Source organism: Mesorhizobium sp. B2-9-1, from assembly GCF_006439455.1.
In the GTDB taxonomy this organism is placed as follows: Bacteria; Pseudomonadota; Alphaproteobacteria; order Rhizobiales; family Rhizobiaceae; genus Mesorhizobium.
In genome coordinates this window covers 183990-210320 of record NZ_VFTP01000004.1, presented here as the reverse complement: position 1 = coordinate 210320, position 26331 = coordinate 183990, and the positions used below count along the sequence as shown (strand labels likewise).

At 66.0% G+C, this 26331-nt stretch carries 19 protein-coding genes; 14 read left to right on the top strand and 5 right to left on the bottom strand.

What is annotated here, in order from left to right:
• Positions 1–66: 66 nt before the first annotated feature.
• The 3 genes from FJW05_RS11085 to FJW05_RS11075 all read right to left on the bottom strand — a co-directional run bounded on the left by FJW05_RS11085 (position 67) and on the right by FJW05_RS11075 (position 4331).
• Positions 67–1272, bottom strand: a complete 1206-nt coding sequence (locus FJW05_RS11085) for an NAD(P)/FAD-dependent oxidoreductase (RefSeq protein ID WP_140631514.1) — start codon at positions 1270–1272, stop codon at positions 67–69.
• 267 nt (positions 1273–1539) lie between these two features.
• On the bottom strand, positions 1540–2802 hold the full coding sequence (locus tag FJW05_RS11080; protein WP_140631512.1) for an NAD(P)/FAD-dependent oxidoreductase: 1263 nt from the start codon (positions 2800–2802) through the stop codon (positions 1540–1542).
• On the bottom strand, positions 2799–4331 hold the full coding sequence (locus FJW05_RS11075) for a formyl transferase (RefSeq protein ID WP_140631509.1): 1533 nt from the start codon (positions 4329–4331) through the stop codon (positions 2799–2801). Before FJW05_RS11075 ends, FJW05_RS11080 begins: the two co-directional genes overlap by 4 nt.
• A gap of 239 nt (positions 4332–4570) precedes the next feature.
• Between FJW05_RS11075 and FJW05_RS11070 the strand changes: the two genes are divergently transcribed.
• Together FJW05_RS11070 and FJW05_RS11065 are read left to right on the top strand one after the other, a co-directional pair.
• The gene (locus FJW05_RS11070; protein ID WP_140631506.1) at positions 4571–6664 is read left to right on the top strand and encodes a Wzz/FepE/Etk N-terminal domain-containing protein; all 2094 of its coding nucleotides are present in this window, start codon (positions 4571–4573) and stop codon (positions 6662–6664) included.
• Between the two features lie 55 nt (positions 6665–6719).
• Positions 6720–7985, top strand: coding sequence for a VpsF family polysaccharide biosynthesis protein (locus FJW05_RS11065; protein WP_246673367.1), 1266 nt, complete (start codon positions 6720–6722; stop codon positions 7983–7985).
• Positions 7986–8066: 81 nt separating this feature from the next.
• Here FJW05_RS11065 and FJW05_RS11060 read toward each other — a convergent pair whose 3' ends face one another.
• Both FJW05_RS11060 and FJW05_RS11055 read right to left on the bottom strand, forming a co-directional pair.
• Positions 8067–9338, bottom strand: coding sequence for a cellulase family glycosylhydrolase (locus FJW05_RS11060; RefSeq protein ID WP_140631503.1), 1272 nt, complete (start codon positions 9336–9338; stop codon positions 8067–8069).
• Positions 9335–10522 carry a DUF1972 domain-containing protein gene (locus FJW05_RS11055; RefSeq protein WP_246673347.1) on the bottom strand — a complete coding sequence of 396 codons (1188 nt, stop codon included), beginning with the start codon at positions 10520–10522 and terminating at the stop codon, positions 9335–9337. The genes FJW05_RS11060 and FJW05_RS11055 overlap by 4 nt, the downstream gene beginning before the upstream one ends.
• Before the next feature lie 355 nt (positions 10523–10877).
• Between FJW05_RS11055 and FJW05_RS11050 the strand changes: the two genes are divergently transcribed.
• The 12 genes from FJW05_RS11050 to FJW05_RS10985 all read left to right on the top strand — a co-directional run bounded on the left by FJW05_RS11050 (position 10878) and on the right by FJW05_RS10985 (position 26250).
• Complete coding sequence (locus FJW05_RS11050) at positions 10878–12062, top strand: glycosyltransferase family 4 protein (RefSeq protein ID WP_140631497.1); 1185 nt, start codon at positions 10878–10880, stop codon at positions 12060–12062.
• Positions 12059–13366 (top strand): hypothetical protein, encoded by a 1308-nt coding sequence (locus tag FJW05_RS11045; protein WP_140631495.1) that lies wholly within the window; start codon positions 12059–12061, stop codon positions 13364–13366. The genes FJW05_RS11050 and FJW05_RS11045 overlap by 4 nt, the downstream gene beginning before the upstream one ends.
• A gap of 9 nt (positions 13367–13375) precedes the next feature.
• A complete protein-coding gene (locus FJW05_RS11040; protein ID WP_246673344.1) occupies positions 13376–14596 on the top strand; it encodes a GNAT family N-acetyltransferase in 1221 nt (406 codons plus the stop codon).
• 96 nt (positions 14597–14692) lie between these two features.
• Entirely contained in the window at positions 14693–14917 is a 225-nt protein-coding gene (locus FJW05_RS11035) for a hypothetical protein (RefSeq protein WP_140544568.1), read from the top strand.
• A 247-nt stretch (positions 14918–15164) separates the two neighbouring features.
• A complete protein-coding gene (ligD, locus tag FJW05_RS11025; RefSeq protein ID WP_140631492.1) occupies positions 15165–17663 on the top strand; it encodes a DNA ligase D in 2499 nt (832 codons plus the stop codon).
• A gap of 436 nt (positions 17664–18099) precedes the next feature.
• A complete protein-coding gene (locus tag FJW05_RS11015; RefSeq protein WP_140631490.1) occupies positions 18100–19008 on the top strand; it encodes a Ku protein in 909 nt (302 codons plus the stop codon).
• On the top strand, positions 19005–20123 hold the full coding sequence (locus FJW05_RS11010) for a tetratricopeptide repeat protein (RefSeq protein ID WP_181164904.1): 1119 nt from the start codon (positions 19005–19007) through the stop codon (positions 20121–20123). The genes FJW05_RS11015 and FJW05_RS11010 overlap by 4 nt, the downstream gene beginning before the upstream one ends.
• Before the next feature lie 213 nt (positions 20124–20336).
• On the top strand, positions 20337–20990 hold the full coding sequence (locus tag FJW05_RS11005; RefSeq protein ID WP_140631487.1) for an alpha/beta fold hydrolase: 654 nt from the start codon (positions 20337–20339) through the stop codon (positions 20988–20990).
• Between the two features lie 167 nt (positions 20991–21157).
• Entirely contained in the window at positions 21158–21931 is a 774-nt protein-coding gene (gene xth / locus FJW05_RS11000) for an exodeoxyribonuclease III (RefSeq protein WP_140631483.1), read from the top strand.
• A 271-nt stretch (positions 21932–22202) separates the two neighbouring features.
• A complete protein-coding gene (locus FJW05_RS10995; RefSeq protein ID WP_246673365.1) occupies positions 22203–23495 on the top strand; it encodes a cytochrome c in 1293 nt (430 codons plus the stop codon).
• The gene (locus FJW05_RS10990; protein WP_140631475.1) at positions 23495–24001 is read left to right on the top strand and encodes a (2Fe-2S)-binding protein; all 507 of its coding nucleotides are present in this window, start codon (positions 23495–23497) and stop codon (positions 23999–24001) included. Before FJW05_RS10995 ends, FJW05_RS10990 begins: the two co-directional genes overlap by 1 nt.
• Positions 24001–26250, top strand: coding sequence for a molybdopterin cofactor-binding domain-containing protein (locus FJW05_RS10985; protein ID WP_140631472.1), 2250 nt, complete (start codon positions 24001–24003; stop codon positions 26248–26250). The genes FJW05_RS10990 and FJW05_RS10985 overlap by 1 nt, the downstream gene beginning before the upstream one ends.
• Positions 26251–26331 lie beyond the last annotated feature (81 nt).

Here is a 26331-nt window from a genome sequence, read left to right as displayed (position 1 = left end):
GGAGATGCCCGGCAGGGCAGAGGGGGGTGCTGTCGCGCCGGCCCGTCCGCGCTTGGGATCTCCGCTTTACGCCGCGCTCTGTGCCGGCAATTCTTCGCGACGGCGGAACCTGCGCCCAATGATCATCAATTGGCGCGCGGTGTTGTTGCGCAGGCGGCGCAGCCGCCATTCGAGCCCCGTCTCGATGGTGATGCGCTTGGCGTAGATGCTGGAGCGCATGCTGGCTTTGTCGGTCGCGACCTTCACCGGATCGTCGTAGAAGGCGCAGATCTTGTTGGCGTCCATGCCGGGCGTCGAGAGCCATTGCGGGATGTAGGTCGAAGCCAGCCGGTCGACGTCGGTCACCACCCGGTTGATGCCGATGCCGGGCGTCGGGCATGTCGTCCAGAACGCGTCGCCGATGGTGACGACGCCGGCGCGGCGGTGCTGCCTTGTCGTCGTCAGGCTGACCTGCCTCACTTCGACGGGGCCGGCGACGGCGAAGTTGCCGCACTGCCTGGCGATCTCCGGCATCAGCTGGCAAAGCATTTTCTGCGGATTTTCGCGGAACGCCCGCGTCCATTCCTCGGCCACGGTGCGATAGACGAACATGTTGCCCCGCATGCGGTCGCCGATCGGGAAGACGCTGAGATAGGCGACACGATCCGCCGGGTTCCTGGCATAGCAGGCGACGGCGGGGTAGGCGCATTGCTGCGGCGCGATCGCGAGGTCGAATCCGATCGATAGCGAATGTGCCTTCGATTCCTCGACGCGCTCGATGCCGATGGCGCGCCGCACCGCCTCGCCGTAGCCGGTGGCCACCACCAGCAGGCGGGCATCGATGACGGAACCGTCGGTCAGCGCCAGGCGCTGCCGGTCCGGCCCGGTCGAAACCTCGGCGACCTTGCCCACCGTCAGCGGTACTTGCCGAGGCAGGGCCTGCCGCATGCCGTTGACCAGCGCGCCGTAGGAGAAGGCAAATTCCCATTTCCGTTCGCGCCGGAAGAACTGGCCGAGGCGGAAGACGTGAATGTCGGTCATCGGTGTGACCAGAGGCCTGATGGCAGGGCCGAGGCCGAGCTTCTCGAACACCTGCATCTGCTTCATGCCGATCTTCTCAGCCCGGAACTCGTCGTGATGCACCAGATGCGGGTCGATCAGCGCCACCTTGCGGCCGGCTTTGCCCAGCACCGCGGCCAGGCTCGTGCCCGCCAGCCCGGCGCCAACGATCGCCACTTCGACTTCGGCCGCGCCAGCCTGGCCGGCCGTTTCGCGCCCTTGTGCGGTGCTCATTCTTCTGCTCCACAGCCTTCGGCGGAATATCGCGAGTAGCCGAAACACTCTCAAGCAACCCGGACGCGAGCAGGGTAGCAATGAAAAATTAGGTTAATCCGGTGACACCGCCCTTACTTGCCGCCGCTCGTTAGCCCGCCGCCGAGCCGGCAGCGGGCCATTGGAGCGACGGGCGTGCTGTCCCGCCGAGCAGGAGACACTGCTCGCCACGATCTAAACCAGCTTTGCCAGGGATCGCGACTTACGGATTGGTAAGATCGCTCACGATCATGTTCCCAGGCTGGCCGGTGCCTTGCCGGTTTGGTCGAAAGCAGTTCCCTCTGGGCCAGGTCCGGCGTCACCCGATTTTCCCGCCTCGCGGAATCGACGGGCAAAGATCATCAAGCGCCGCGCGGTGTTGTTGCGCAGGCGGCGCAGCCGCCATTCAAGCCCCGTCTCGGTGGTTATCCGCTTTGCGTAAATGCTGGCGCGCATGGCCCTGGCGTCGGCGGCGATCTTGGTCGGATCGTCGTAGAAGGCGCAGATCTTGTCGGCCGCCATGCCGGGCGTCTCGAGCCAGGCGGGGATATGCGTCGAGCTGAGGCAATCGACATCGGTCAGCACCCGGTGGATGCCGTCGCCTTGCGCCGGGCAGGTCGTGGCGAACGCATCGCCGATGAAGACGACACCGTCGCGCCGATGGCCCTGCGTCGTTGTCAGGCCGACCTGCCTCACCTCGACCTCGCTGGCGACGGCGAAGTTGCAGCATCGAGCCGCGATCTCCGGCATCAACTCCAGGAGCATCTTTTGCGGGTCCTCGCGGAACGACCGCACCCACGGATCGGCGACGGTCCGGTAGACGAACATGTTCGCGCGCATCCGCTCGCCGATCCGGAAGATGGTAAGAAAGGCAATGCGATCGGCGATCCGCCTTCCGTAGAAGGTGAGGGACGGCAGGCCGAATTCCTGCGGCGTGACCGCGAGATCGAACCCCAACGTCAGCGAATGCGCCTTCGATTCCTCGACGCGCTCGACGCCGATCGCGCGCCGCACCGCCTCGCTATAGCCGGTGGCCACCACCAGCAGCCGGGCATCGATCACGGAGCCGTCGGTGAGCACCAGCCGCTGCCGGTCCGGTCCCGTCGAGACCTCCGCGACCTTGCCGATCGTCAGCGGCACTTGCGGAGGCAGCGCCGCGCGCAGGCCGTTGACCAGCGGCGTGTAGGAAAAGGCGTACTCCCAGCCTCGCTTGCGCTCGAACAGCTGGCCGAAGCGGAAGACATGGACGTCTGTCATCGGGGTGACGAGAGACCTGAAAACCGGGCCGAGGCCGAGTTTCTCGAACAGTCCCATCTGCTCCGCGCGAGTTTTCTCGGCCCGGAATTCGTCATGATGGACACGATGCGGATCGACCAGCGCGATCTTGCAGCCCGCCTTGGCGAGCGACAGCGCCAGCACGGTTCCGGCGAGCCCCGCGCCGACGATCGCCACTTCGACCTCGGCCTGGCTGGCCGGCACGGCGGTTGCTTCGCGGTCCTCTGCGATGCTCATGTCTTTTCTCCACCGCCCTTAGGCATGGAATCCTGCCTCTGCATGCGTTTCCAGCGCGGCGCCATTGCCGAACCATCTATGAATTCCATCCCGCCCGCTTCGTTCAGTGTATGCAGCTTGCGTCCGGCCCAGCCAGCGCCAGGATTGACGATCGTTTCGATGACCTGTTCCATGCCGCCATCGTCGAGCTGCGTGACACGCGCGATGCCGAGCGCGGCGCCATAGCTCCTGCGGCAGTCCTGCACCGGGCGAAGGAGTTGGCCGCCGCGGCTGACCATACGGCCCGCCGGCCGCGCCGAGGCGATGTCGATCATAATCGGGTTCTTCGGGTGCGGCGTCCACGGCCCGCGGAAATCCGGCGCCGACCACAGATGCAGTTGGTCCGAGAAGGCGCCGCCGCCGTCGCGTACGGTGGCGAACATCCACCAGCGCCCGCCATGCTCGACAAGCGTGGCGTCGCTGGCGACGATATCCGACAGGAGCGTCGCTTCCTTGACCCAGCCGCCCGGGAAAGCGGTGGCGCGGTAGAGGTCGACGGTCCGGTTGGCGGAGCTTTCCGGCACCATCCACATCTCGCCGTCGCGCTCGAACACGAAGGGGTAGGAGAGGTGGTAGGGCAGCTCCAGAACCGGCTTCGGAGTGCCGACTGGTCCAGATGCGCCAAACGCCACTGCCGACAGGATCGCCTTGCCGGTGCGATGGATGTAGTCCTCGACGAACAGCGTCACCTGGCCGCGGTAAAGCACGGGGAACGGGTCGGCGTAGAAGCGGCTGCCGTCGTCCGGCAAATCGCGCCAGCCGGATTGCGGATGGGCGCGCAGCTCGTAGAGATCCTTGCCGCCGGTCTCGCGCCAGCCGACCCGCCAATGCGGGGCGTTGTAGCACAGGTGATAGATCTGCTGGATGATGCGGCGTGCCGTCGCCTTGGCCGCACGCACACCGAGCTTCGTGGCTGGCGGCATGGCTGGCGGCGCCGTCTCAGATGGCGGTTCGGGCAGCACCGGAAGCGATGAGCGGGCGGCGCCGTTGACCGCCGCGACGATCAGGCTGGCGCTGCGCGCCAGCATGTCCTGGAAGGAAGCCAGCGCGATGCCGTGATACTCGGTCCCGAGCCGTCCCTCGGCGACTGTCGCGCCATTCTGTTCCAGGCGGGCCAGCGGCGTGCGGGCGGCAAGGATCAGCGCCAGGAGGGCCTGCTCGCCGCAGACGCCGTCATAGGCGAGCCGCCAGACCCGTCTGCCCTGCGGCTCGACGTCGCCGATGAGATCGATAGTGAGATCGGCCGGCGCGGACGCTCTCGCATGGCCGGCCAGTGCCGAAAGCGGCACACGCCTGGCCGTCCCATTGGCGGGCAGGCGATGGATCAGCGTCTCAAGCTGGAACAGCGCTTCGGCTGCGCGCGGCACGCCGCCCGCCGCCGGACGGGCGTCGACGGCAAGCTCCACGCCGGGCAGCAGCGACAACCGCTCGGCCAGCGTTACATGAAAGGCGCGCACGCAATCGCCATCGAGGCGCAGGGTCAGGCGCATTGCCGGCCCCGGGCACATCCGGTGCCGCCGACCCGGCTGGCCAGATCAAATTCCCGCCGCATGCGCACGATGTCTCCAATTTAGGCTGCACTTAGATTCTACTGCGTTGGTGCAAACTTCGTGCCAGAGCGGCCTCAATTTATGAACATAATTAACAGTGTTTTAATCGTTGCCGGGAATAGCTAGACCAACGCCGCATTTCTCGTTTGCCGGCCGATGGAGCGTTCTCGGAGCGACCTTTGCAATCACCCCTGCTCATGGTGCCTCAGCAGAACGCTCCGGAGGCGATCGCGCCGGCGCCGGCCTATTATGCGCCTGCGCCCGCGCCCGCCACGGTCGAGCTTGGCGATCTCGGCCGCATCCTGCTGCGCCGCCGCAAGCTGATCTTCGCCACCGTCGCGCTGCTCACCATCGCGACGCTGATCTACGCCTTCCTGACACCGGCGCTCTATTCCTCGACGGCGCAGATCATCATCGATCCGCAAGACCTCCAGGTCGTCACCAACGATGTCAATCCGAGCCGCATCTCGCCCGATGGCGGCATCACTCAGGTCGAAAGCCAGGTGAGTGTGGCGCAATCGAACGGCGTCCTGCTGCGCGCCATCAAGGCGACCAACCTGAGCGAGAACCCGGACTTCAACGGGCAGGGCGGGCTCGGCGGCTGGCTGGGCATGTTCTTCGACTCCGGCGACGGCGACAGGACAGCTGAAACGCTCGACGCGCTGCGCCGCCGCCTGGCGGTGAAGCGCGACGACAAGGTGCTGGTGCTCAATATCATCATCACGGCCAAGAGCGCCGACCTAGCGGCCGAACTCGCCAACGCCATCGCGCAGGCCTATCTCGACGACCAGGCCGAAGCGCGTTCGAAGGCCGCCGCCGACGCCTCCGACGCGATCAGCGCCCGGCTGGAAGACCAGCGCAAGCGCGTCGAGCAGGCTGCCAACGCCGTCGAGACCTACAAGGCCGAGCACAACATGGTGATGGCGGCCGGCAATTTGGTCAGCGACCAGGAACTGACCGACCTCAACACGCAACTGACAGCCACCCAGACCCGTACGGCCCAGCTCAAGGCGCAGGTCGACCAGCTGCGCCGGCAGGGCGGCGCGCCGGACGCGACATCGGAAGCGATGCGCTCGCCGGTGATTGCGAGCCTCAGGGCGCAGGAGGCGACGCTGGTCGACCAGATTTCGCAGTTCGGCACCGAGCTCGGGCCGCGCCATCCCTCGATGATCTCCGCGCAGCAGCAATTGAGCGATCTGCGCAAGCTGATTTCGCGTGAGCTCGGCCGCCTCGTTACTGCCGCCGAGACCGATTACGAGCGCGCGTCGGCCAACCAGAAGGCGCTGGAGGCCAAGGTGGCGTCCCTGAAAGGCAAGTCGCTCGACACCGACCAGGCCTCGGTAAGGCTGCGCGAGCTGCAGCGCGATCTCGACGCCGTGCGCACCGTCTATGCCAATTACCTGCAGCGGGCCCAGGAAACGCGCGAGCAGACTAACGTCAACAGCACCAATGCCCGCATCATCTCCGAAGCCATGCCGGCGCTGAAGAAGAGCTGGCCGCCGAAGGGGTTGCTTGTGTTTGGCGCCATCTTCGGCGGGCTGGCGCTGGGCGTCGGCATGGCGCTGATCGCCGAATATCTCTCGCCGACCGTGCTTTCCGCCAACCAGATGCAGTCGGCCATCGAGGCGCCGGTGCTGGGCGTTCTGCCGGGCAGGGGGCGCCGCCGCTCCGGCGCTGCTGCCCAGAAGACCGACGCCGTGGCCGGGCTCGCGCTGCAGCGCATCGCCGCCGCTACCAGGCGCCCGCCGGACTGGCCGCTGGTACCCTCCATCCTGGTGGCGTCGCCGCCCGAGGATAAGGCTGAGCGGTCGAGGGTGGCATGGCAGCTCGCCAACGCGGCGGCGGCCAGGGGGCGCCGCGTGCTGTTCATCGACATCAATGCCGGCAAGGGCCAGAAGGACCCGCAGCCCGGCGTGCTCGACGTGCTGCGCGGCGAATATCCGCTTGACGCGGTCAGCCGCTATGCAACGGGCAGTTCCGTGGCGCTGGTCAGCCGGGGACGGCCGACCGCGGTGTTCCAGGAAGCGCAGGCGCTCTATTTCGCCCATCGCATGTTGGCCGAGGCCAATCACAGCTTCGAGCTCGTCGTCGTCGACGGCGGCGCGCTTGCCGACGACCTCAACGTCCTGCCGCTGGTCGCCATGGCCGACGAGATCCTGCTCGTCGCCAGGCTGAACGCGACGCCGATGCGCGACGTCGCCGCGACCTCGGAAGCGGTCTCCGTCATGGGGCGGCTGCCGACCGGCGCCATGCTGGTCGACGAGGCGGCCTGACATGGCCTCGATCCTGGCTGGTCCCGCCCGGCCTGTTCCGGCTTCGGGCTATGGCATGGCGGGCCCGCGCACTGTCCCAGTCGACACGCTGACCCGTCTTGGCCTGACTATCGCGGTGCTGCTTCTGTTTTCCGTCTCCGGCGGCATGCTGTGGCTCGCAGGCTATAATTACGACGGCCTGCAAGGCAGCCCGCTGAGCAAGATCCACCCGTCCACCTATCTCTTCGTGCTCGTCTTCGTCTGGCGCTCCTGCATCTTCGGCAATCCGGTCGGCTATGTGGTCCATGTCACCAACAAGCGGCCGGCCACGATGCTGATGGCGGTGATCTCGACCGTGCTTCTCTTCGTCGTCATCCTCAGGCAGCGCCCCGGCATGGCCGGCATGATCGACACTTTCGTAGCCCCGGCGCTGATCGTGCTGCTGCTCAGCGAGGATGACGAGAAGACGTTTGCCTGGCTGCAGGCGGTCATCCATGTCGTCATGACCGCGAACGCACTGCTGGCGCTGTTCGAGTTCGGCACCAAGCATCTGGTGTTTCCCTACAGGTTCGACGGCGCGGTGTTCGTCAACGATCTGCGCTCGACGGCGCTGCAGGGGCACCCGCTCTCCAATGCCACGGTCACCTCGATCTATGTGCTGTCGCTGCTGTCCGGCTCGCGTTCCCTGTCGACGCCGCTCAGGCTGGCGCTTGTCGGCCTGCAGTTCTGCGCGCTGGTCGCCTTCGGCGGCCGCTCGGGCATGGTGCTGACAATCCTGCTCGGAGGCGTCTATGTGCTCATCCGCGGAGTGGCGCAGCTCAGCACCGGACGTGTCAACCTCTTGGGCGCCGCGCTGGTGATCATGCTCGCCGCGCTCCTGCCGCTGGCCATCGCGCTAGCCGGCTATTATGGCTTCTTCGACGCGCTGCTCGAACGTTTCGTCTCCGACAGCGGCAGCGCCAACGCCCGCGTCGAGATGTTCGATCTCTTCAGGCATCTGGAATTGCGCGACCTGATCGTCGGGCCCGATGTCGACCTGCTCGACAGCATGCGCCGCATCACCGGCCTGGAGCAGGGCATCGAGAATCCGATCCTGCGTCTGACGCTCTACCAGGGAGCGTTCTTCACGCTTTTGATCTTCTTCGGCTTCGCGCTGTTCATGCACGAGGTCGCGCGCCGCTGCCATTCGGGCATCTGGCTGCCGATGCTGGGTTGGCTCATCCTGCTCAACACCTCCGAAAGCATCGCCTCCAAGACGACGCTGATGACCAAATTCGTGGTTATAGCGCTGGCGCTTTATCGGCCGGTGAGGCCTGTTGCGCGTCAAAGGACGCAGGCGTAGGAACGCCGCGAGACAAGCGCGGGCTTCTCGGCCGCTCTTGCATGAAACCAAACCCTTAGCGCGGTTTGGTGATTCAGCAAATCAAGCGCGCGGCATCCTTAGCCCCAGCGCCTCGACCATCGCCGGGTCGAGCGCGCGCGTGGTGTCGTCCATCATGCCCATGCCGTCGAACAGGTCCCAGAATGCCCAGGGAAAGCCGAAGGCCTCGGCGCTCTGCCGGACATCGCCGATGTAGCGGGCGCGGTCCGGGTTGGGTGCGGCGGTGTAGCGGGCATCGGTTCGCAACGCGCCGAACTCGCCCATGATGATGCGCTCGCGCGCGATGCCATGGGTCTGCGCCCAGTCGCTCACCTGCTTGAGGTAGCCATCGACGAAGTGGCGGTCGGGCTGCGCGTCGAAATAGACTCTGAGCACCTTTTGGGTCTCTTCATACGCGGCTTTCTTGGCCTCGTCCGACCTCTCGGAATCCTGCGCCATCCTTGTCCTGACCGAGGCCAGCGTTCTTTCCAGCGTCCCGGCGGAGGCTGGCCACGGCACATTGTTCAGCGCCCGGTAGACCGGCTCGCGCATCCACGGCGCGCCTTGATGGCTGAACAGGTAGGGCTCGTAGAAATGGAAGGTGAACAGGATCGGCTCGAAGGCGGCCAGCGGCGCCGGATCGAGCGCGGCGAGGCCCCGCACCATCGAGCCGCAGCCGCCGGTGGTGAGCAGCGGCAGGTTGCGCGCCGAGACCCGCGCCGCGCTCAGCAGCGCCGCCTGCACCTTGGGCCACAGCCCGGAGGAGCAGTCCTGCGGCGGCTCGTTGACCGGCTCCAGCGCTATCCTGCCGGGCGCCATGTCCGCCAGCATGCCGGCAACCTCGCCGACGAAGACCTGGTAGCGCGCGAATTCCGGCGCGCCGGTGCTGGAATACATGTGGTCGGGATTCCAGTAATGCGTAGCGCCATTGGCCTGAATATTGACGATGATGCCGAGATCGGCGCTGAGCGCTGCCTCGACCGCCGCGCTCAGTATCACCATGAGGTCGGCGCGGCGGCCCGCGTCGGCGGCCAGGAACGGCCCCGGATCGACAGGCAGGCGGATGAAGTCGAGCCCGCTGGCGCGCAGCCGGGCAAGGTCGGCCGGCGTCGGCACCGGCCGCTGCGACTGGAAAGGCGGCCAGTCATAGTCGGTGCGGGGTGCAGGAAATTCGCGCGTCAGCGCAAACCAGGGCCATGTATTGATGCCGCGCCTGAACGGCCATGCGCCGGCGGCACGCGCCGAAGATGAGAGTGGCGGAAGCGCGCTCGCCAGCGGCGCTATTGCCGCGACCAGCGCCGCGCCGAGGAGCCGGCGGCGCGACCAACCGGTCATGCGTGCTTGGCGCGGTCGGCTTTCGCCGGCACGGCGGTGGTGACGCCGAGTTGCCGCAGCGCTTCCTTCTCGTAGGCGATGAGCACATCTTCCCAGCGGAAAGCCTCGCGGGCCCGCATTCGCGCCGCCTTGCTGCAGCGCGCCACCAGCGCGTCGTCGGCCAGCGCCTCGTCGATCCGATGGCTCAGGCTGTCGGCATCGCTGAAGTAAATCGCCGCCTCGCCGGCGACCCAGCGATTGTAGCGGTTGTCATGCGCGATCACCATGTTGCCGGCGGCAAGCGCCTCGACCAGCGAGGGGTTGGTGCCGCCCACGGTGTGGCCGTGCATATAGGCGCGCGCATGATAGCGCAGCGCCTGCACCGTCGCCCGATCGTAGATCGCGCCCGGCATGATCACCGTGGTCCCTGCCGCCGCGCGCACGGCGCGGTGGTAGGGAATGTCGTCGTCGAGCGTGCCGAGCACCACCAGCTTCACGTCGCCGCGATCGCGGCTGCGAAAGGCTTCGATGATCGGCAGGATGTTGTTGTCGGGTTCGATCCGCGCGATCGAGATCAGGTATTTGCCTGGTTCGAGCCCGAGCGCGCGAACGGGCTCTTCCGGCGCCGAGGTCACCGGGTCCGCGCCATAGGCGATGGTGGCGATGGCGCCGCGCCGCCGCCTTGTCGCCAGATGGTCGGCGATCGCCGGGTGATCGGCGATGAGCCGATGCGAGACCCAGGCGGCGATCCATTCATTGAGCCAGAACCAGCTGCGCGCCGCCGGCCCCCATTTCGGGCGCCGCCACTCGATCCCGTCCATATTGGTGATGATCTTGCGCCGCATGAGCCTGAGCCAGGTCAGGAACACCGCGCCATTGTAGCCGAGCACCAGGCACACGTCCGGCCGCCTGGCGGCGTCGAGCACGCATTGCCAGTCGAATTCCAGTGTCGCGCGGGGGCCCTTGGAAGCGACCTCGATGGTGATGAGCTCGATGCCGCGCCAGGTCTCGCTCGTCACCCTTTGCCCGACGCGCGCGACCTCCTTTTGGCAGTAGACACCGACCTTCCAGCCGCGTCCGGCCAGGAAAAGCGCCAGCCGCTCGGCGAAGGTTTCAAAGCCGCCGTGAGAAGCCGGAATGCCGCGCGTCCCCAGGATCAGGATCGAAGGCTTTTCGATCAGGGTGGAAGGTCGTACCGGTTTCAAAATAAAGGAATCCCCAGGGTCCGGTCATGGTTGTTGTTACGGCAATGACACGCCCAGCAACTTCCGTGCCAGGGTACCCCCAGGGCGAATATTCACATGAAGGTGTAAAATTTCTCTTCAAGCTACCTGGCTTGCTTCATCATCGGTCAACTTTCGCCACGTATCTGTGTCGATATGGGGCACGGCTGGGGTTCCTGGGTCGCGGCCGGACATTCGGGACCCGGCACGATCCTTGCTCCCGGGCCTGCAGTGGCCACCGCTGGGTAGAGCGGCGTGCGGATTTGGCATGAAGTTCCTTCCGCGCTTGAAGGGTCCGGTACTGAGCGGACTCGGGGTGCAAGGTGGAAAGATAGCAATGCGCATAGCCTGCATTCATCAGGGCTACGAGCTCTATGGTTCGGACCGCAGCTTCGCGGAGAGCGTGGCAGCGCTGCGCGCCGCGTTTCCGGCCGCCGAGATCGAGGTCGTGCTGCCGCGCGAGGGACCGATTGTCGACATCCTCAAGCCGCATGCCAGCCGCATCGTGTTCGAACCGCTCTGGGTGCTCAGGCGCCAGGCGATGCTCAAGCTCGCCACCGTCGAGATGGCGCGGTTGCCGGCGGCGCTCTGGCGGGCCTGGCGGCGCATGCGCGACAACGACCTGACCTATATCAACACCTCGATCATCGCCGATTATGCGCTGGCCGCGCGGCTCCTGCCGCGCAAGGCGCTGCTGCACATCCACGAGATTCCCGAGGGCGTCCTGCGCAAGGTGCTTGTCGCCTTGATGCGCTGGAGCAAGGCGGATCTCATCTTCAACTCGCGCGCAACGCGCGCCACCTTCGGCGATCCGCCGGCCCTCGATGCCGAGGGGCGGCGCACGCATGTCGTCTATAACGGCGTTGCCGGTCCCGCCGCGGCACTGCCGATGACTTATGACGGCAACCGGCCGCTCAAGGTCCTCCTGCTTGGCCGCGTCAACCGTATCAAAGGGCAGGAGGTGCTGCTCGAAGCCGTCGCCTCGCTTCCCGCCGAGTTGCGCGACCGTGTCGAGGTCCGCCTCGTCGGTGGCGCCTTCGAAAGCGCCGAGCGCGAGCAGGCACTGGCCGAGCTGGTTGGGCGCATGGGCCTGACCGGGCACGTCGAGGTGCTGCCTTTCGTTTCCGACCCCACTAACCATTATCGCTGGGCCGACATCGTCGCGGTGCCGTCGCGCCGCCCGGAATCGCTCGGCCGCGTGGCCATCGAGGCGATGGGCTGGGGGCGGCCGCCGCTGGTGTCGGCGATCGGCGGGCTGGTGGAAGTGGTGGCCGACGGCGAGACCGGCTGGCATGCGCCGCCGGGCAATGCCGCCGCCCTTGCCGGCAAGCTCGGCGAGATCATCCTGCGGCCCGATCTGTGGCGCGGCTTCGCCGCCGCCGGTCGTGCGCGCTACGAGGCGCTCTTCAGCGAGCCGATCGCCGCCGCCGCGATCGTGGCGATCGTGGCCGACAAGCTGAAGGCGACGCCGCCGCGGCAGGGGCGGGCGCGTGTCGCCCGCGAGGCGGAGACGAGCCCGTGAAGTTCACCTTCCCGGCCCATCTGGTGCGGCGCCTCATGTTGATGATCGGCGGCGAGGCGATGCAGAGCGGCTTCCATTTCGCCCTGAACATCGCGCTGCTGCATCTTTTGTCGGCCGAAGGTTACGGGCTCTTCGCGCTGGCCATGGTGATGGGCGGCGTCGGCTTGTCCTATATCCGCTCGCTCACCGCCGTTCCCGCCACCGTATGGATGAGCAAAAGCGCCAACTCCGCCGGCGTCGACGCCTACGACGTGACCTTCGGATCGGCGGCGCTGGTGGTGGCGCTGCTGATGGGATTGGGCACCGGGCTGCTGATGCGCCTCCTGGGCGACCCGAGCGGCATCGGCGCCGCCTGCTTCGTCGGGGCCTGGTCGCTGCGTAGCCACATGCGCACCGCCTTCTTCGCGCGCCGCATGCAGCTTGTCGTCTCCATCAGCGACGCCGCGTTCACGATCGCGGGCATAGTGCTCGCAGGAGCGGCGATCTGGCTCTTCGCGGACGCGCTTCAGGTCACCTTCTACGCGCTTGCCGTGGCCAACATGGTCGGCATCGCAGTGCTGGTGAAGCTGGCGCGCCGCAAGCTGCGCATCTCCTTTCGTGCGCCGACCTTGCGGCGCTACGCAAAGCTCTGGCCGCAGCTTCGCTGGTCGGGGTTCAGCGCCACAACCACCAACATCCAGGGGCAATGCCTGGCCCTGCTGGTCGCCGGCATCGCCGGACCCGCGGCCTATGCGCCGCTGGCGGCGGTGCTGGTGCTGTTTGCGCCGCTGCGCATCTCCAGCCTTGCCTTCTCCAACATGACCCAGCCGGAACTCGCAAAGCTGGCGCGCAACAAGGAGTTCGACCGCGTGTGGACGCAGGCCAAGGTCTGGGCGCTCGTCATGGGGCTCGGCAGCCTGGCCTATGGTTGCGGCATCCTGTTCATCTTGCCGATGATCAAATCCCAGGCGCTGCAGCATGCCTCGGTCGGATTGATCGGGCTTTTCGCCATCGCCAACTTCGTGCCGATCATGGCCTATGTCATGCCGCGCGTGGTCCTCGAGATCCTTGGCGATTTCCGCATCGTCGCCTTCATCACCATGGCCGGCGCGATTGTCGGGCTGGCGGCGATCGGGATTCTGTTGGCCGTCGCCCCGTCGACATGGTCGCTGGCCGGAGCCGCGGTCTCCGAGACCTTCGTGCTTGTGGCCTCATGGTATTTCGCTGCTCACCGTATGTGGAACTCCAAGCACCCGAACGAGCAGCGCCCCAGCGTGCTCGGCGCCTGGCGCCGTGCGGCCACGCTGGCAGTCCAGAGACGATAGGAGAATGATGTGACAAGCCAGGCAATGCCGATGGCCGCGATGACGACCGGCTTGGCCGGCGATGAGGCTGCAGTGCACGCCGCCGGCGGCGCTTATGTGGCGCGGCTGCACACCAGCCTCGAAGCGGTTAAGCCGCTCTGGCTGCGTCTCGAGACAGAGGGCGTGTGCACCGGCCACCAGCATTTCGCCTGGGCCGAAGGGATTGTCGAAGGGCTTGTGCCGCCAAAAGCCGATCTCGCCATCGTCGAGGTGAGGGACGCCGCCACGGGCGAGCTGAGGATGCTGGTGCCGTTGATGCGGCGCCGCGCATTCCACCATTGGGTGATCGAGTGGCTGAGCTGCGGGGTGTGCGATTATTCCGCGCCGTTGCTCGCCGACGCGACGCCCTGGACCAGGCAATCCGCCGAGGCCGCATGGGCGGCGGTGCTTTCCGTGCTGCCGCCGGCCGACCGCATCCATATCGTCGGTATCCCGAAACAGATCGGCGGCATCGCCAATCCCCTGGCGCTGCTTTCGCCAGCGCGCGATTCCATACATTCCCACTATGGCATCGCCATGGATGGCGACGCCGAAACCGTCGTCAAGCGCATCTGTCGCCCGTCCTTCGTCAAGGCGCTCAACAAGGACCTGCGCCGGCTCGATCGCAATGGCGGCCTGGCCCTGGTCGAGGCCGACACGCCAGCCCTGGTGGATTCCATCTTCGACAAGCTGGTCGAGATGCGGCTCAGCCGTTTTCGCGAGCTCGGCCGCTTCGATCTGTTGGCGCAACCGCCGGTCGTCGATTTCTACCGCAAGGCCGCGCATCGCGGCCTGACCGACGGTTCGGTGCGGATCTTCGGCCTGCGCGCCGGCGACGTGATGGTCGCGGTCCAATATCTGGCGGTCCATCTGGGCACGCTGCACGCGCTGCTGGTCGCGATCGACCAGGGTGCGGTTCCCAATGTCTCGCCGGGACTTTGCATCATGGGCGAGCTGATCAGATGGGGGCGCGGGCAGGGGTTCGACCATTTCGACCTGTCGGTCGGCAACCAGAGCTACAAGGAACATATGGGCGCAGTGAAGTCGGTTCTGTCCGAACTTTGCTACGGCATCACGCCGAAGGGCATGGCGGCGAGCGAGGCCATCAAATACCGTGGCCGGGGCGTGGCTTTCGTGCGCGCCAACCCGCGCCTGTTCAAGGTCGCGCAGGAGGCGATGCAGCGCTGGCGGCGGCTGCGTGCGGGGCGGTGAACGGGCCGCCTTCACCCTGCAAATTGACTCACATCCTGCTCTCCGCCATCCTTATGGGCAGCCGCTGTTGGAGCGGCAGCGTGCTCGAGTGAGGCCATGGCCAGTCCCGTCGCCAGAGAAAAGTCCCGCCGCGCCGCGGTGAAGACCGCGCTTGAGCGCCACAAGGTCTATGTCACCGCGCAGCGCTTTTCCGGCGGCTCCTACAGCGCCCGCGTGCTGGTCGACGGCGAGGCCTACTGGGTCGACGAGTTCCGGCTGAGCCAGTTGCGGCAAGGGCTTTCGCCCGCCGAACTGGAACTGACGCCGGCTGTTGACGATTGAGCGACTAAGCATGACAACGGCAAGGCTGGCGGGACAGCGCCCCCCTCTGTCCTGCCGGACATCTCCCCCACAAGGGGGGAGATCAGCAGCTTCGTCGGCACCGCTTTTCCTGCAGTGTGGGCGATTGGCGAAAACCGGCGCGACATCCAATCTCCCCCCTCGTGGGGGAGATGTCCGGCAGGACAGAGGGGGGCGCGAAGGAACTCGGCCTTCGCCGCATTCCATTCCGCCCTTCGGCGTCTGACCCATGCCCGCCAACCTCAAACCCTACCGCGCCAAGCGCGAATTCTCCCGCACCCCCGAACCGGCAGGCGCCCTGTCCGCCGGTGCCGGCAACCGCTTCGTCGTTCACAAGCACCACGCCACCGCCGACCATTACGATCTGCGCCTGGAAGTCGGCGGCGTGCTGAAGAGCTGGGCGGTGCCGCGCGGGCCCTCGCTCAATCCAGCCGACAAGCGCCTCGCCGTCGAGACCGAGGACCATCCGATCGAATATATCGATTTCGAGGGCGTCATCCCCGAGGGCGAATATGGCGGCGGGCCGATGATCGTCTGGGACACCGGTACGTGGGCGCCGATGGAGGATGTCGAGAAAAGCCTCAGGACCGGCGCGTTCAAGTTCCGGCTGGCAGGGCAAAAACTCAATGGCGGCTGGATGCTGACCCGGCTGAAGCCGAAGCCCGGCGAGGACGAGAACAAGAAGAACTGGCTGCTCTTCAAAGAGCGCGATATCGCTTCCGATACAAAGCTCGACATTCTCGAGGCGCGCCCCGAAAGCGTGAAGACTGGCCGCCGCATCGAGGAACTGGCGGCGCCGCCGAGGAAGCGCGAGCGCCTGCCGCCGAAAATCGGCTCGCTCAAACCGGGCGAGCTGCCCGGCGCAGTTAGGGCCGAGCCACCCGCCCGCGTCGAGCCGCAACTCGCCAGCCAGGTGCCGAAGCCACCGGGCGGCACGAGCGTTGCCTCGGACACGGGCGAGCTCTGGCTGCATGAGATAAAGTTCGACGGCTACCGCACCATGGCGCATGTCGTGGGCGGCGAGGTGCGGTTGATCACCCGCGGCGGAATCGACTGGACGAAACGCTATGGCGATCTGCCGCAGGCCTTTTCGCGGCTGCCGATCGCCCAAGCGATCGTTGACGGCGAGATCATGGTGCTCGACGACAAGGGCATCTCGCGCTTCGCGCTGCTGCAGGACGCGCTGGCCGAGGGCGCCGGCTCCAAATTGCATTTCTACGCCTTCGACCTGCTCCATCTCGACGGCTGGGATCTGCGCAAGGTGCCGCTGCAGAAGCGCAAAGCCCTGCTCGCCGAGCTGCTCGCCGGTCAGCCCGCCAATTCCGCCATCCAGTACAGCGACCATGTCGAGGGCGACGGCCAGGGCCTGTACGATCAGGCTTCGGATCTTGGGCTGGAAGGTGTCGTCTCCAAGCGCGCCGACGCAATCTACCAGAGCGGCCGCACCAAGAACTGGACCAAGGCCAAGGCGCAGAAGACGGACGATTTCGTCATCGCCGGCTATACCGTCTCCGACCAGGCCGAAGGGCTGGCGGCGCTCGGCATGGCTGAGTTCGAAAATGGTGAACTGCACTATCGCGGCAAGGTCGGCACCGGCTTCGACAGCGAGATGGCGCGGGCTCTGCTCGCCCGCCTGGAGCGGCTGACCGCCGGCGCGACCCCGCCCGAAGGTGTGCCGCGCGAGATCATGCGCGAGATGCATTGGGTGAAGCCGCTGCTGTCGGCACGCGTCCGCTATTCGAACCGCACCGCCGATAATGCGATCCGGCACGGCGTCTTCCGCGGGTTGCGCGATATCGGCGGGCTGACCACACCGGTGCCGGTCAAGCGCAAACGGCTGATCGCCGAATCCGACCTCGCCACCATTTGGGTCACCAATCCGGAGCGGCGGCTGTTCGGTAGAACCGGGCCTACAAAACTCGACATCGCCGTCTATTACGCGCTGGTCGGCGATTTCATGCTGCCGCATATCATCGGCCGGCCGGTGTCGCTGGTGCGCTGCCCGACCGGCAAGCCGCAGGACTGCTTCTTCCAGCGCCATGCCTTCACCGGCATGCCGGCTTCGGTTGCCGTGTTCGAGAGCACCAATTCGGAAGGCGAGACAAAAACCTATCTCTCGGTCGAGGACGCCAAGGGCTATCTTGCGCTGGCGCAGTTCGGCGTGGTGGAATTCCACACCTGGGGCACGCACCGGTCAAAGCTCGACAAGCCCGACCAGATCGTCTTCGACCTCGACCCGGGCGAGGGGATTTCCTGGCGCGAGGTGGTCGAAGCCGCGGTCCACATCAAGGGCGGGCTGGAGAGCCTGGGACTGGTCCCATTCGCCAAAACCTCCGGCGGCAAGGGCATCCACATCACCGTGCCGGTGACCCGAAAGCAGAACTGGAAGAAACTGCATCAGGCTTCGAGCGCGATTTCGACTTTGCTGGCGGCAAGCGCGCCCGACACCTTCACCACCACGATGGGCAAGGAAAACCGCAAGAAGCGCATCTTCATCGACTTCCACCGCAACGCGCGCGGTCACACCTCCGCCGCGCCCTATTCTCTGCGCGCCCGCACCAATCTGCCGGCCTCGACGCCGGTGAGCTGGACCGACCTGGAGACCATCGACGCGCCGGAGGATCTGAACTACGCCTCGCTGCCGGGGCTGTTGGAGACATCTGGCGATCCCTGGGCAGAGATCGACGAGGCGGCAAGGGATTTGCCTGTGTTTGACAAGGTAGGATAACGGCGAGCGCCGCGTTCCTTCGCGCCCCCCTCTGCCCTGCCGGGCATCTCCCCCACAAGGGGGGAGATCAGCAACCTCGCCGCTGGCGCTCTCTTTGCGACGTTGGAGATTGGCGAAAGCCGGCGTGACATCTGATCTCCCCCCCTCGTGGGGGAGATGTCCGGCAGGACAGAGGGGGGCGCTGTCCCGCCATCATCTCAATGCCATCTCCATCGACGCTTGCTACAATTTGAACTATTCTCCGCGCCAACCGTCCCAGAAAACACTTCGTCAGGAATTCGGCAGTACAATCAGGGGTCGGTGTAGGATTTCCACGGCGCTGATCGTCCTACGGACGAAGCGCTGCAAAGAGCATGGCCCTAAAAGGCCGGAACCGGTTTTGGACAAGACCATGCTCCAAACATACTGTCAGTGCATGGCCGCGTAGGAGTTCATCATGGCGCCCAGGGCAAGTTGGAAAGGTTATCTCAAGCTCAGCCTCGTCAGCTGTCCGGTCCGGCTTTACCCGGCCACCAGCGCGAGCGAGCGCATTTCGTTCAATCAGCTGCACAAGAAGACCCACAACCGCATCAACATGAAGCCGGTCGATCCCGAGCTCGGCCTTGTCGAGCGCTCGGACCTGGTGCGCGGCTACGAATATGAGGACAAGCAGTACATCATCATCGATGACGCCGATCTCGATGCGGTCAGGATCGAATCCAACCACACGATGAACATCGAGGCCTTCGTCGACGAGGGCGAGGTCGACGTCATCTACCAGGACTCGCCCTATTACCTCGCGCCCGACGGCGCCATGGCGGAGGAGACCTTCGCAGTGTTGCGGGAAGCGATGCGCAAGTCTGGCAAGCTCGCGATCGCGCGCCTGGTGCTCTCCAGCCGCGAACGCGTGGTGACGATCGGCGCGCGCGAGAACGGCATGTTCGTCTGCACCTTGAGGAATCCCAACGAAGTGCGCGGCACAGCTGAATATTTCGGAAACATCCCGGATGCCAAACCGGATCCCGAAATGCTGCAGCTGGCCGAGGCGCTGATCAAGCAGAAGCAAACCCATTTCGATCCGAAGAATTATGAGGATCGCTACGAGGTGGCGCTGATGGCGATGATCCGCGAGAAGCTGAAGGGCCATAAGCCGATCATCGCGGCCGCGCCCGAGCGTGGCAACGTCATCAACCTGATGGATGCGCTGAAGGCGAGCCTCTCGCAGCAGGCGAAACCCCCGGCCAGGTCGAAGAGCAAGGCCGAGGAAGCGTCGGCCAAGCCCGCCAAGAAGGCGGCTGCCGGCGGCGCGCCTGAAAATCCGCTGAAGGCGAACCTCTTGAAAGCTGTCGGCAAGAGCAAGAAGTGACGGGAAATGCAGGGCCAGTGATCGTTCCCGGCGCCGTCTTCGGTGTCATCGGCGCGCTGGCCGCCTTTCCGCTGCGCCTCGCTGCCCGCGAGGTCGAGCGCCGCCATGCGGAGCTAAGGCGCGGCGTCACCCGCCGCACCACTCATGTCGTGTTTGGTCGCACGCTTCTCGCCAAGGCGGCGAAATCCGGCGATGCCGAGATCGAGCGCCGCGTGAAGGTCGAGCGCGAAGCCGGCCGCGCGCTGATCAGCGAGAGCGGTTTCGTGCGCCTGCTTGGGCTGATGAAGGCGCCCGGCGCCGCGTCGCTCTCCAGGCAGTCGCTGATCGACCAGTCGCGACTCGCCGGCGACGAACTCGACCTTCTGTCGCTGTTCGATGCCTTGGAGCATGACGGCGAACCCTATTCCTTCCGAGACCTGATCCTTGCCCGCAAATATGCCGGGCTGATCGCCAGCGGCGCCACTTGGGGCGCGATCGCGCGCTCCGTGCATCGCTCCGGCCCGGTCGCCTCGCTCACCGCCAAGTCGCTCAATCTCGGCTCGCAGCATGGCCGCCCGGATGCGATCTATCTCGACGAAGGCAGGAGCGAGCTCGACGGCCAGCTTTTGTTCGACCTCGGTTCACCCGAGGATGACACGCTGGAGGAGTTGTTCGCCGAGGCCGAGATGGCGGAAGAGGAGGGGCGCCACGACGACGCGGCCGCGCTCTACCAGCGTTGCCTGGCGATCGATCCCAAGGATGCGATTGCCGCCTTCAACCGCGCCAATTGCCTGCGCGGCGCCGGCCGGGTTGCCGAAGCCGCGCATGATTATGCCCGCGCGATAAAGCTCGACCCCGGCTTCGTCGAGGCCTGGTTCAACCTCGCCGGCCTGATGAGCGACGAGGACAAGATGGCATCGGCGCGAAGGCACCTCCAGAAGGCTGTTGCGCTCGACAAGACCTATGCCGATCCGGTGTTCAACCTCGCGCGCCTGGAGTTCGATGCGGGCAATCTGGCCGAGGCTCGCCGGCTGTGGGTGCGATATCTGGAGCTGGATGCGGTGTCCGAATGGGCGCGGACTGCGCAGAAGGGCATACAGTTCGTGGATCTGCATATGGCGCGGACGGCGGGGTGAGCGCCTCTTCCTTCTCCCCTTGTGGGAGAAGGTGGATCGGCGCGCAGCGCCGAGACGGATGAGGGGTGCTGGAAGGAATGAGGCGCTGGTGACCTTGTCGCAGGTAACGATATTGATAGGCGTGGCCGCCAAGCTGGAGCACCCCTCATCCGTCCGAGCTTCGCTCGGCCACCTTCTCCCACAGCAAGGGGAGAAGGTGAGGTTGGCGCACCCATGACCCACTTCCTCTTCGACGGCTTCGACACCGCCCCCGTCACCATCCTGCTCGCCCACGGCGCCGGCGCGCCGATGGATTCGCCTTCCATGACCGCCACCGCCAGGGCGCTCGCGGCCGCCGGCTTTCAGGTCGCACGCTTCGAGTTCCACTATATGGCCGCTCGCCGCTACGGCCATCGCAAGCCGCCGCCGCGCGCCGAAACGGTGAACCCGGAATATGTGAGGGCAATCGCCGATCTGCGCGCCAAGGGCGTGACCGGAAAGCTGATCATAGGCGGCAAGTCGATGGGCGGCCGCGTCGCCTCCATGGTCGCCGACGAGATGTTCGCCAGGGGCGAAATCGCCGGCCTGGTCTGTCTCGGCTATCCCTTCCATCCGCCGGGCAAGCCTGAGCAGTTGCGGACAAAGCACCTCGCCGACCTGAAGACGCCGACGCTGATCTTCCAGGGCACGCGCGACGAGTTCGGCACCAAGGAAGAAGTTGCGACCTACGGCCTTTCTCCTGCCATTGAGGTGATCTGGCTGGAGGACGGCGACCATGATTTGAAACCGCGCAAGGCGATCTCGGGTTTTACGGCGGGCGATCATCTGAATACGGTGGCAGAGACTATAAAAGCCAGGCTGGCGCAGCCATCGGCGTCGTCATTCTAGGGCGAAGCAAGGAGCGGAGCGACGCGCGCAGACCCTGGAATCCATGCCGTGACGCTAAGGCGTTGCAACGGTTCAGAATTCTGCCCCGTCGCGTTCCGCGGCGACGGTCACGGAATGGATCCTCGGGTCAAGCCCGAAGATGACGAAGCGAGGGGCGCTTTCGGTAAATGAAACTCGCCACCTTCAACATCAACAACATCAACAGCCGTCTGGACAACCTGCTGGCTTGGCTCGCCAAGGCAAAGCCCGACGTCGTCTGCCTGCAGGAGTTGAAGGCGCGCGGCACGCAGTTTCCGCTGACCCGGCTCGCCAAGGCCGGCTATGGCGCGGTGTGGAAGGGCGAGCCGACCTGGAACGGCGTCGCGATCCTCGCGCGTGGCGCCGAGCCTGTGCTGACGCGCGATGCCCTGCCCGGCGACCATGCCGACCGCCAGGCGCGCTACATCGAGGCAGCGGTCGACGGCGTCGTCATCGCCTGCCTCTATGCGCCGAACGGCAATCCGCGGCCTGGCCCGAAATTCGACTACAAGCTCGCCTGGCACGAGCGCTTCGCCGCGCATGCGGGTGAGCTCCTCGACACCGGCCTGCCGGTGGTGCTCGCCGGCGACTTCAACATCGTGCCCGAACCGCGCGACATCTATGAGACCCGCTCCTATGATGACAACGCGCTGGTGCAACCCGAAAGCCGCGCCGCCTTCGCCGCGCTCATCGCGCAGGGCTGGACAGACGCGTTGCGAAAGGTTTTTCCCAAGGAGGAGAGGCTCTACACTTTCTGGGACTATCGCCGGAACCGCTGGCCGCGCGACGCCGGCCTGAGGCTCGACCACATTCTGTTGTCGAAGAAGCTCGCTCGAAAACTGAAAGGGGCGGGCATCGACCGCGAAGTACGGGGAGGGGACAATCCAAGCGACCACGCGCCGGTCTGGGTGGAACTAGGGTGAGTGCCGGGGCGCCGGAATAGCTGAGGCGATTGGCGAAGGCCCGCGTGACAGACAATCTCTCTGGGGAAAAGATCAGCGGCTTCCGCGCCTTCGCCAATTGACGGCGCGCAGCTCCTGCCTAGTTCATCCGATGGCGCGTAGCCGCTGGATGTCCCGGGCTGCTGCTGCGCTCTGCGCAAGGAGCCCTTCCTTGAAACGCTTCTGGATCAGCGTTCTCATTCTTGTTGTCGTCTGCCTGGCGGGCTTTGCCGCCTATGCCTGGAAGCCGGCGATCGACCCGATTGAACCGCCGCAGCGCGCCGCCTTCGATCAGGCGCTGATCGAGAAGGGGGCGGTGCTCGCTTCGGTCGGCAACTGCACGGCCTGCCATACCAAGCCCGGCGGAAAGTCCTTCGCCGGCGGGCTGGCGGTGCCGACGCCATTCGGCACCATCTATTCCACCAACATCACGCCGGACCCCAAGACCGGTATCGGCCGCTGGTCGGAAGCTGCCTTCAGCCGGGCGATGCGGGAAGGCGTCGAGCGCGACGGCGATCACCTTTATCCTGCCTTCCCGTTCGACCATTTCACGCTGGTCTCCGACGAGGACAATAAGGCGCTCTACGCCTATCTGATGACGCGGCATGCCGTGGAGAGCCGGCCTCCCGCCAATGAGCTGCCGTTCCCGCTCAACCTGCGTTTCGTGCTGGCGGGCTGGAAGCTGCTCTTCTTCGACAAGGGCGCCTATCGCGAGGATACCGCGCAGAGTGCCGAATGGAACCGCGGCGCCTATCTCGTCGAAGGACTTGGCCATTGCGGCGCCTGCCATACGCCGCGCAATGCCCTGGGCGCCGAGCGGAAAGGCGCGCATCTGGCAGGCGGCGAAGCGGAGGGCTGGGACGCCTTCGCGCTCGATGCATCGTCCTCGGCCCCGATCCCGTGGACGCATGACAGCCTCTTTGCCTATCTGCGCCAGGGCTGGCATGCCGATCACGGCGTGGCCAACGGACCGATGGCCGAGGTCACCGGCAATCTCGGCCGTCTGTCCGATTCCGATATCAGCGCCATCGCCACTTACCTGAGCTCGCGGATGGGCGAGCCGACGCCGGAGCGCGCGGCGGCAGCCGAGGACATCCGCAAGAAGCTCTCTATCGACCAGGGCGGCACGCCGATACCGGCCAGCGCCACCACCGGCAGTCCGACAAGCCGCGGCGGCGCGATCTACCAGGCGGCCTGCGCCACCTGCCATGACGGAAGCCGCCCGCAGCCTTTCGGCGGCATCGATTTCCATCTCTCCAGCACGATCGCCGCGCGCGATCCGCAAAATGCAGTCAACGTCGTGCTCTTTGGCCTGCCGGCGGCGAGCGGCCGGGAGAGCCCGATCATGCCCGGCTTCGCCGCGACGCTGACCGACGATCAGGTGGCGGACCTGCTCGGCTATCTGCGTGAGGCCTATGCACAGAAGCCGGCATGGGCGGACACGAAGGCGAAGACCGCCGACACCAGGAGCGGCAAATACCGGGTCAGCGTCCAGCCTTCGGACGGCATCGAGCGCAGCCCGGACAATGTGGGAGCCAAGGACTGATGGTTAAGCTCAACGTCAACGGCACGTCACATGACGTCGACATCGATCCGGCGACGCCGCTGCTCTATGTGCTGCGCAACGATCTGAAGCTCAACGGCGCCAAGTTCGGCTGCGGCCTCGGCCAGTGCGGCGCCTGCACGGTGATGGTCGACGGCAAGGCGGTCTTTTCCTGCCTGACGCCGGCCATGCTGGTCGAGGGGCGCGAGATCAAGACGGTCGAGGGCCTTGGCACCATCGACGATCCCGGCCCGATGCAAAAAGCTTTCATCGAACAACAGGCGGCGCAATGCGGCTATTGCATTGCCGGCATGATGATGCGGGCGCAGGCGCTGCTCGAGGCAAAGCCCGATGCCGCCGACGCCGACATTAGGCAGGCGCTGGAGCCCAATCTCTGTCGCTGCGGCACGCATATGCGCATCCTTCGGGCCGTGGCTCGCGCCCGCGACCTGATGCAGGGCAAGTCCGCCGGCAACATGGCGCCGGCCGCCGCCATGGGGAGGGGATGATGAACGCACCGAACCCGCTTCCCGATGTCACCCGCCGCGGCTTCCTGGCCGGAGCCGGCGCGCTGGTCGTATCCTTCGCGATCCCCGCCGAGGCGCAGGAGGGCGAGGTACCGACCGCGCCCGGCGGCCAGGCGACTAAGCCGAAACGACCCGGCAGCCTGGCCGATACGCCCTCGCTCGACGCGTGGATCCGCATCGACGCCGACGGTTCGATCACCGTCTTCACCGGCAAGGCCGAGCTTGGCCAGGGCACCAAGACGTCGCTTCGCCAGATCGCGGCCGAGGAACTGGAGGTCGAGCCGGCCGCGATCAAGCTGGTCACCGCCGACACCGCGCTGACACCGAACGAAGGCTACACGGCCGGCAGTCAGACGATCCAGAACTCAGGCACCGCCATCCGCTACGCCTCGGCACAGGTGCGCCAGATCCTGATCGCCAAGGCCAGCGAGAAGCTCGGCGCACCGGTCGAGGCGCTCAAGGCGCAGGCGGGCGCGATCGTCGGCCCGAACGGCGCCAAGGCCAGCTATGGCGAACTGGTCTCGGCCGACTTCCTGCATGTCGATGCGGCGGCCGACACCAAGCTCAAGCCGCCCACTGCTTACCACGCGATTGGCAAGCCCTTTGCTCGGGTGGACATCCCGGCCAAGGTCACCGGCGGGGAAGCCTATGTGCAGGACATGCGGCCGCCCGGCATGGTGCATGCCCGCGTCGTGCGTCCGCCGAGCTACAACGCCAGGCTCACCGACTTCGCCGATGCCGCCGTCAAGGCGATGCCCGGCGTCATCGCGGTGGTGCGCGACGGCGACTTCCTGGCCGTGGTCGCCGAGCAGGAATTCCAGGCGGTGAAGACCATGCGCGCCATGGCCGGCGTCGCCAAGTGGCAGGAGCAGCCGGCGCTTCCCGACCAATACGATCTGCCGGCCTTCCTCGAAAAATCCGTATCGGAGGTCGGCGTCGTAACCTCGGTCGGCGCCGATAGCGTGTCGGGCGCCAGGACGCTCAAGGCGCAGTTCACCCGCGCCTACCAGATGCACGGGTCGATCGGCCCGTCGAGCGCGGTGGCCATGGCCGACAATGGCCTGACGACGGTGTGGACGCACACGCAGGGCGTCTATCCCGATCGCAAGGCGATTGCTCAGATGCTCGGCGTGCCGGAGGAAAAGGTGCGCTGCATTCATACCGAAGGTTCCGGCTGCTATGGCCACAACGGCGCCGACGATGCGGCGGCCGACGCCGCGCTGATTGCGCAGAAAGTGCCGGGCAAGCCGGTGCGCGTGCAGTGGATGCGCGACCAGGAGCATCTGTGGGAGCCATACGGACCGGCGATGCTGACCAGAGCGAGCGCCACACTCGACCAGAACGGCAACATCGTCAGTTGGCACTACGACCTGTGGAGCAACAGTCACGGCACACGGCCGGGCTCGGCCGGATCGCTGATCGCCGGCCGCCTGATGGCCCGGCATTTCCCGCCGGATCCTGCGAAGCTGCAGATATCGCCGCTCGGCAATGGCGACCGCAACGCCATCCCGCTCTATGACGTGCCCAACCAGCGCGTGAACTGGCATTTCATCGCCGACATGCCGGTGCGTGTTTCATCGCTGCGCAGCTTAGGGGCCTATTGCAACGTCTTCTCCATCGAAAGCTTCATGGACGAGCTGGCGCTGGCGGCGAACGCCGATCCGGTCGAATACCGCCTTCGCCATCTGAAAGACCCCCGCGCCAGGAAGGTGATCGAGGTCGCGGCCGAAAAGTTCGGCTGGTCGAAGGATGCTTTGCCGGCGGGCCAGGGCAGGGGCTTCGCCTTCGCCAAGTACAAGAACCACGCCGCGTATCTGGCCGTCGCGCTCGAAGCCGATGTCGACAGCGACAGCGGCGCGATCAAGGTGTCGCGCGCTGTCGCGGCGGTCGATTGCGGCGAGGCCGTCGCCCCGGATTCGATCGTCAACCAGACCGAGGGCGGCATATTGCAATCGATGAGCTGGACGCTTTACGAGGCGGTGCATTTCGACCGCACGCGCATCTTGAGTCCGGACTGGTCGACCTATCCGATCCTGCGCTTCAGCGCGGTGCCCGACAGCATCGAGGTGCAGGTCGTCGACAATCCAGGCACGCCCTATCTCGGTGTCGCCGAAGCCGCCCAGGGCCCAACCGCAGGCGCCATCGCCAATGCGTTCCGGAATGCCACGGGGAAGCGGATTTACGATCTGCCCTACACGCGCGAGCGGGTGAAGGGCGTGCTGGGGGTTTAACGCGGCGGCGATTGGCGAACGATCGCGACATCGATCTTCTCGCTTGCGGGGGGAGATACCCGGTTCACCCTCTTTCGCTGC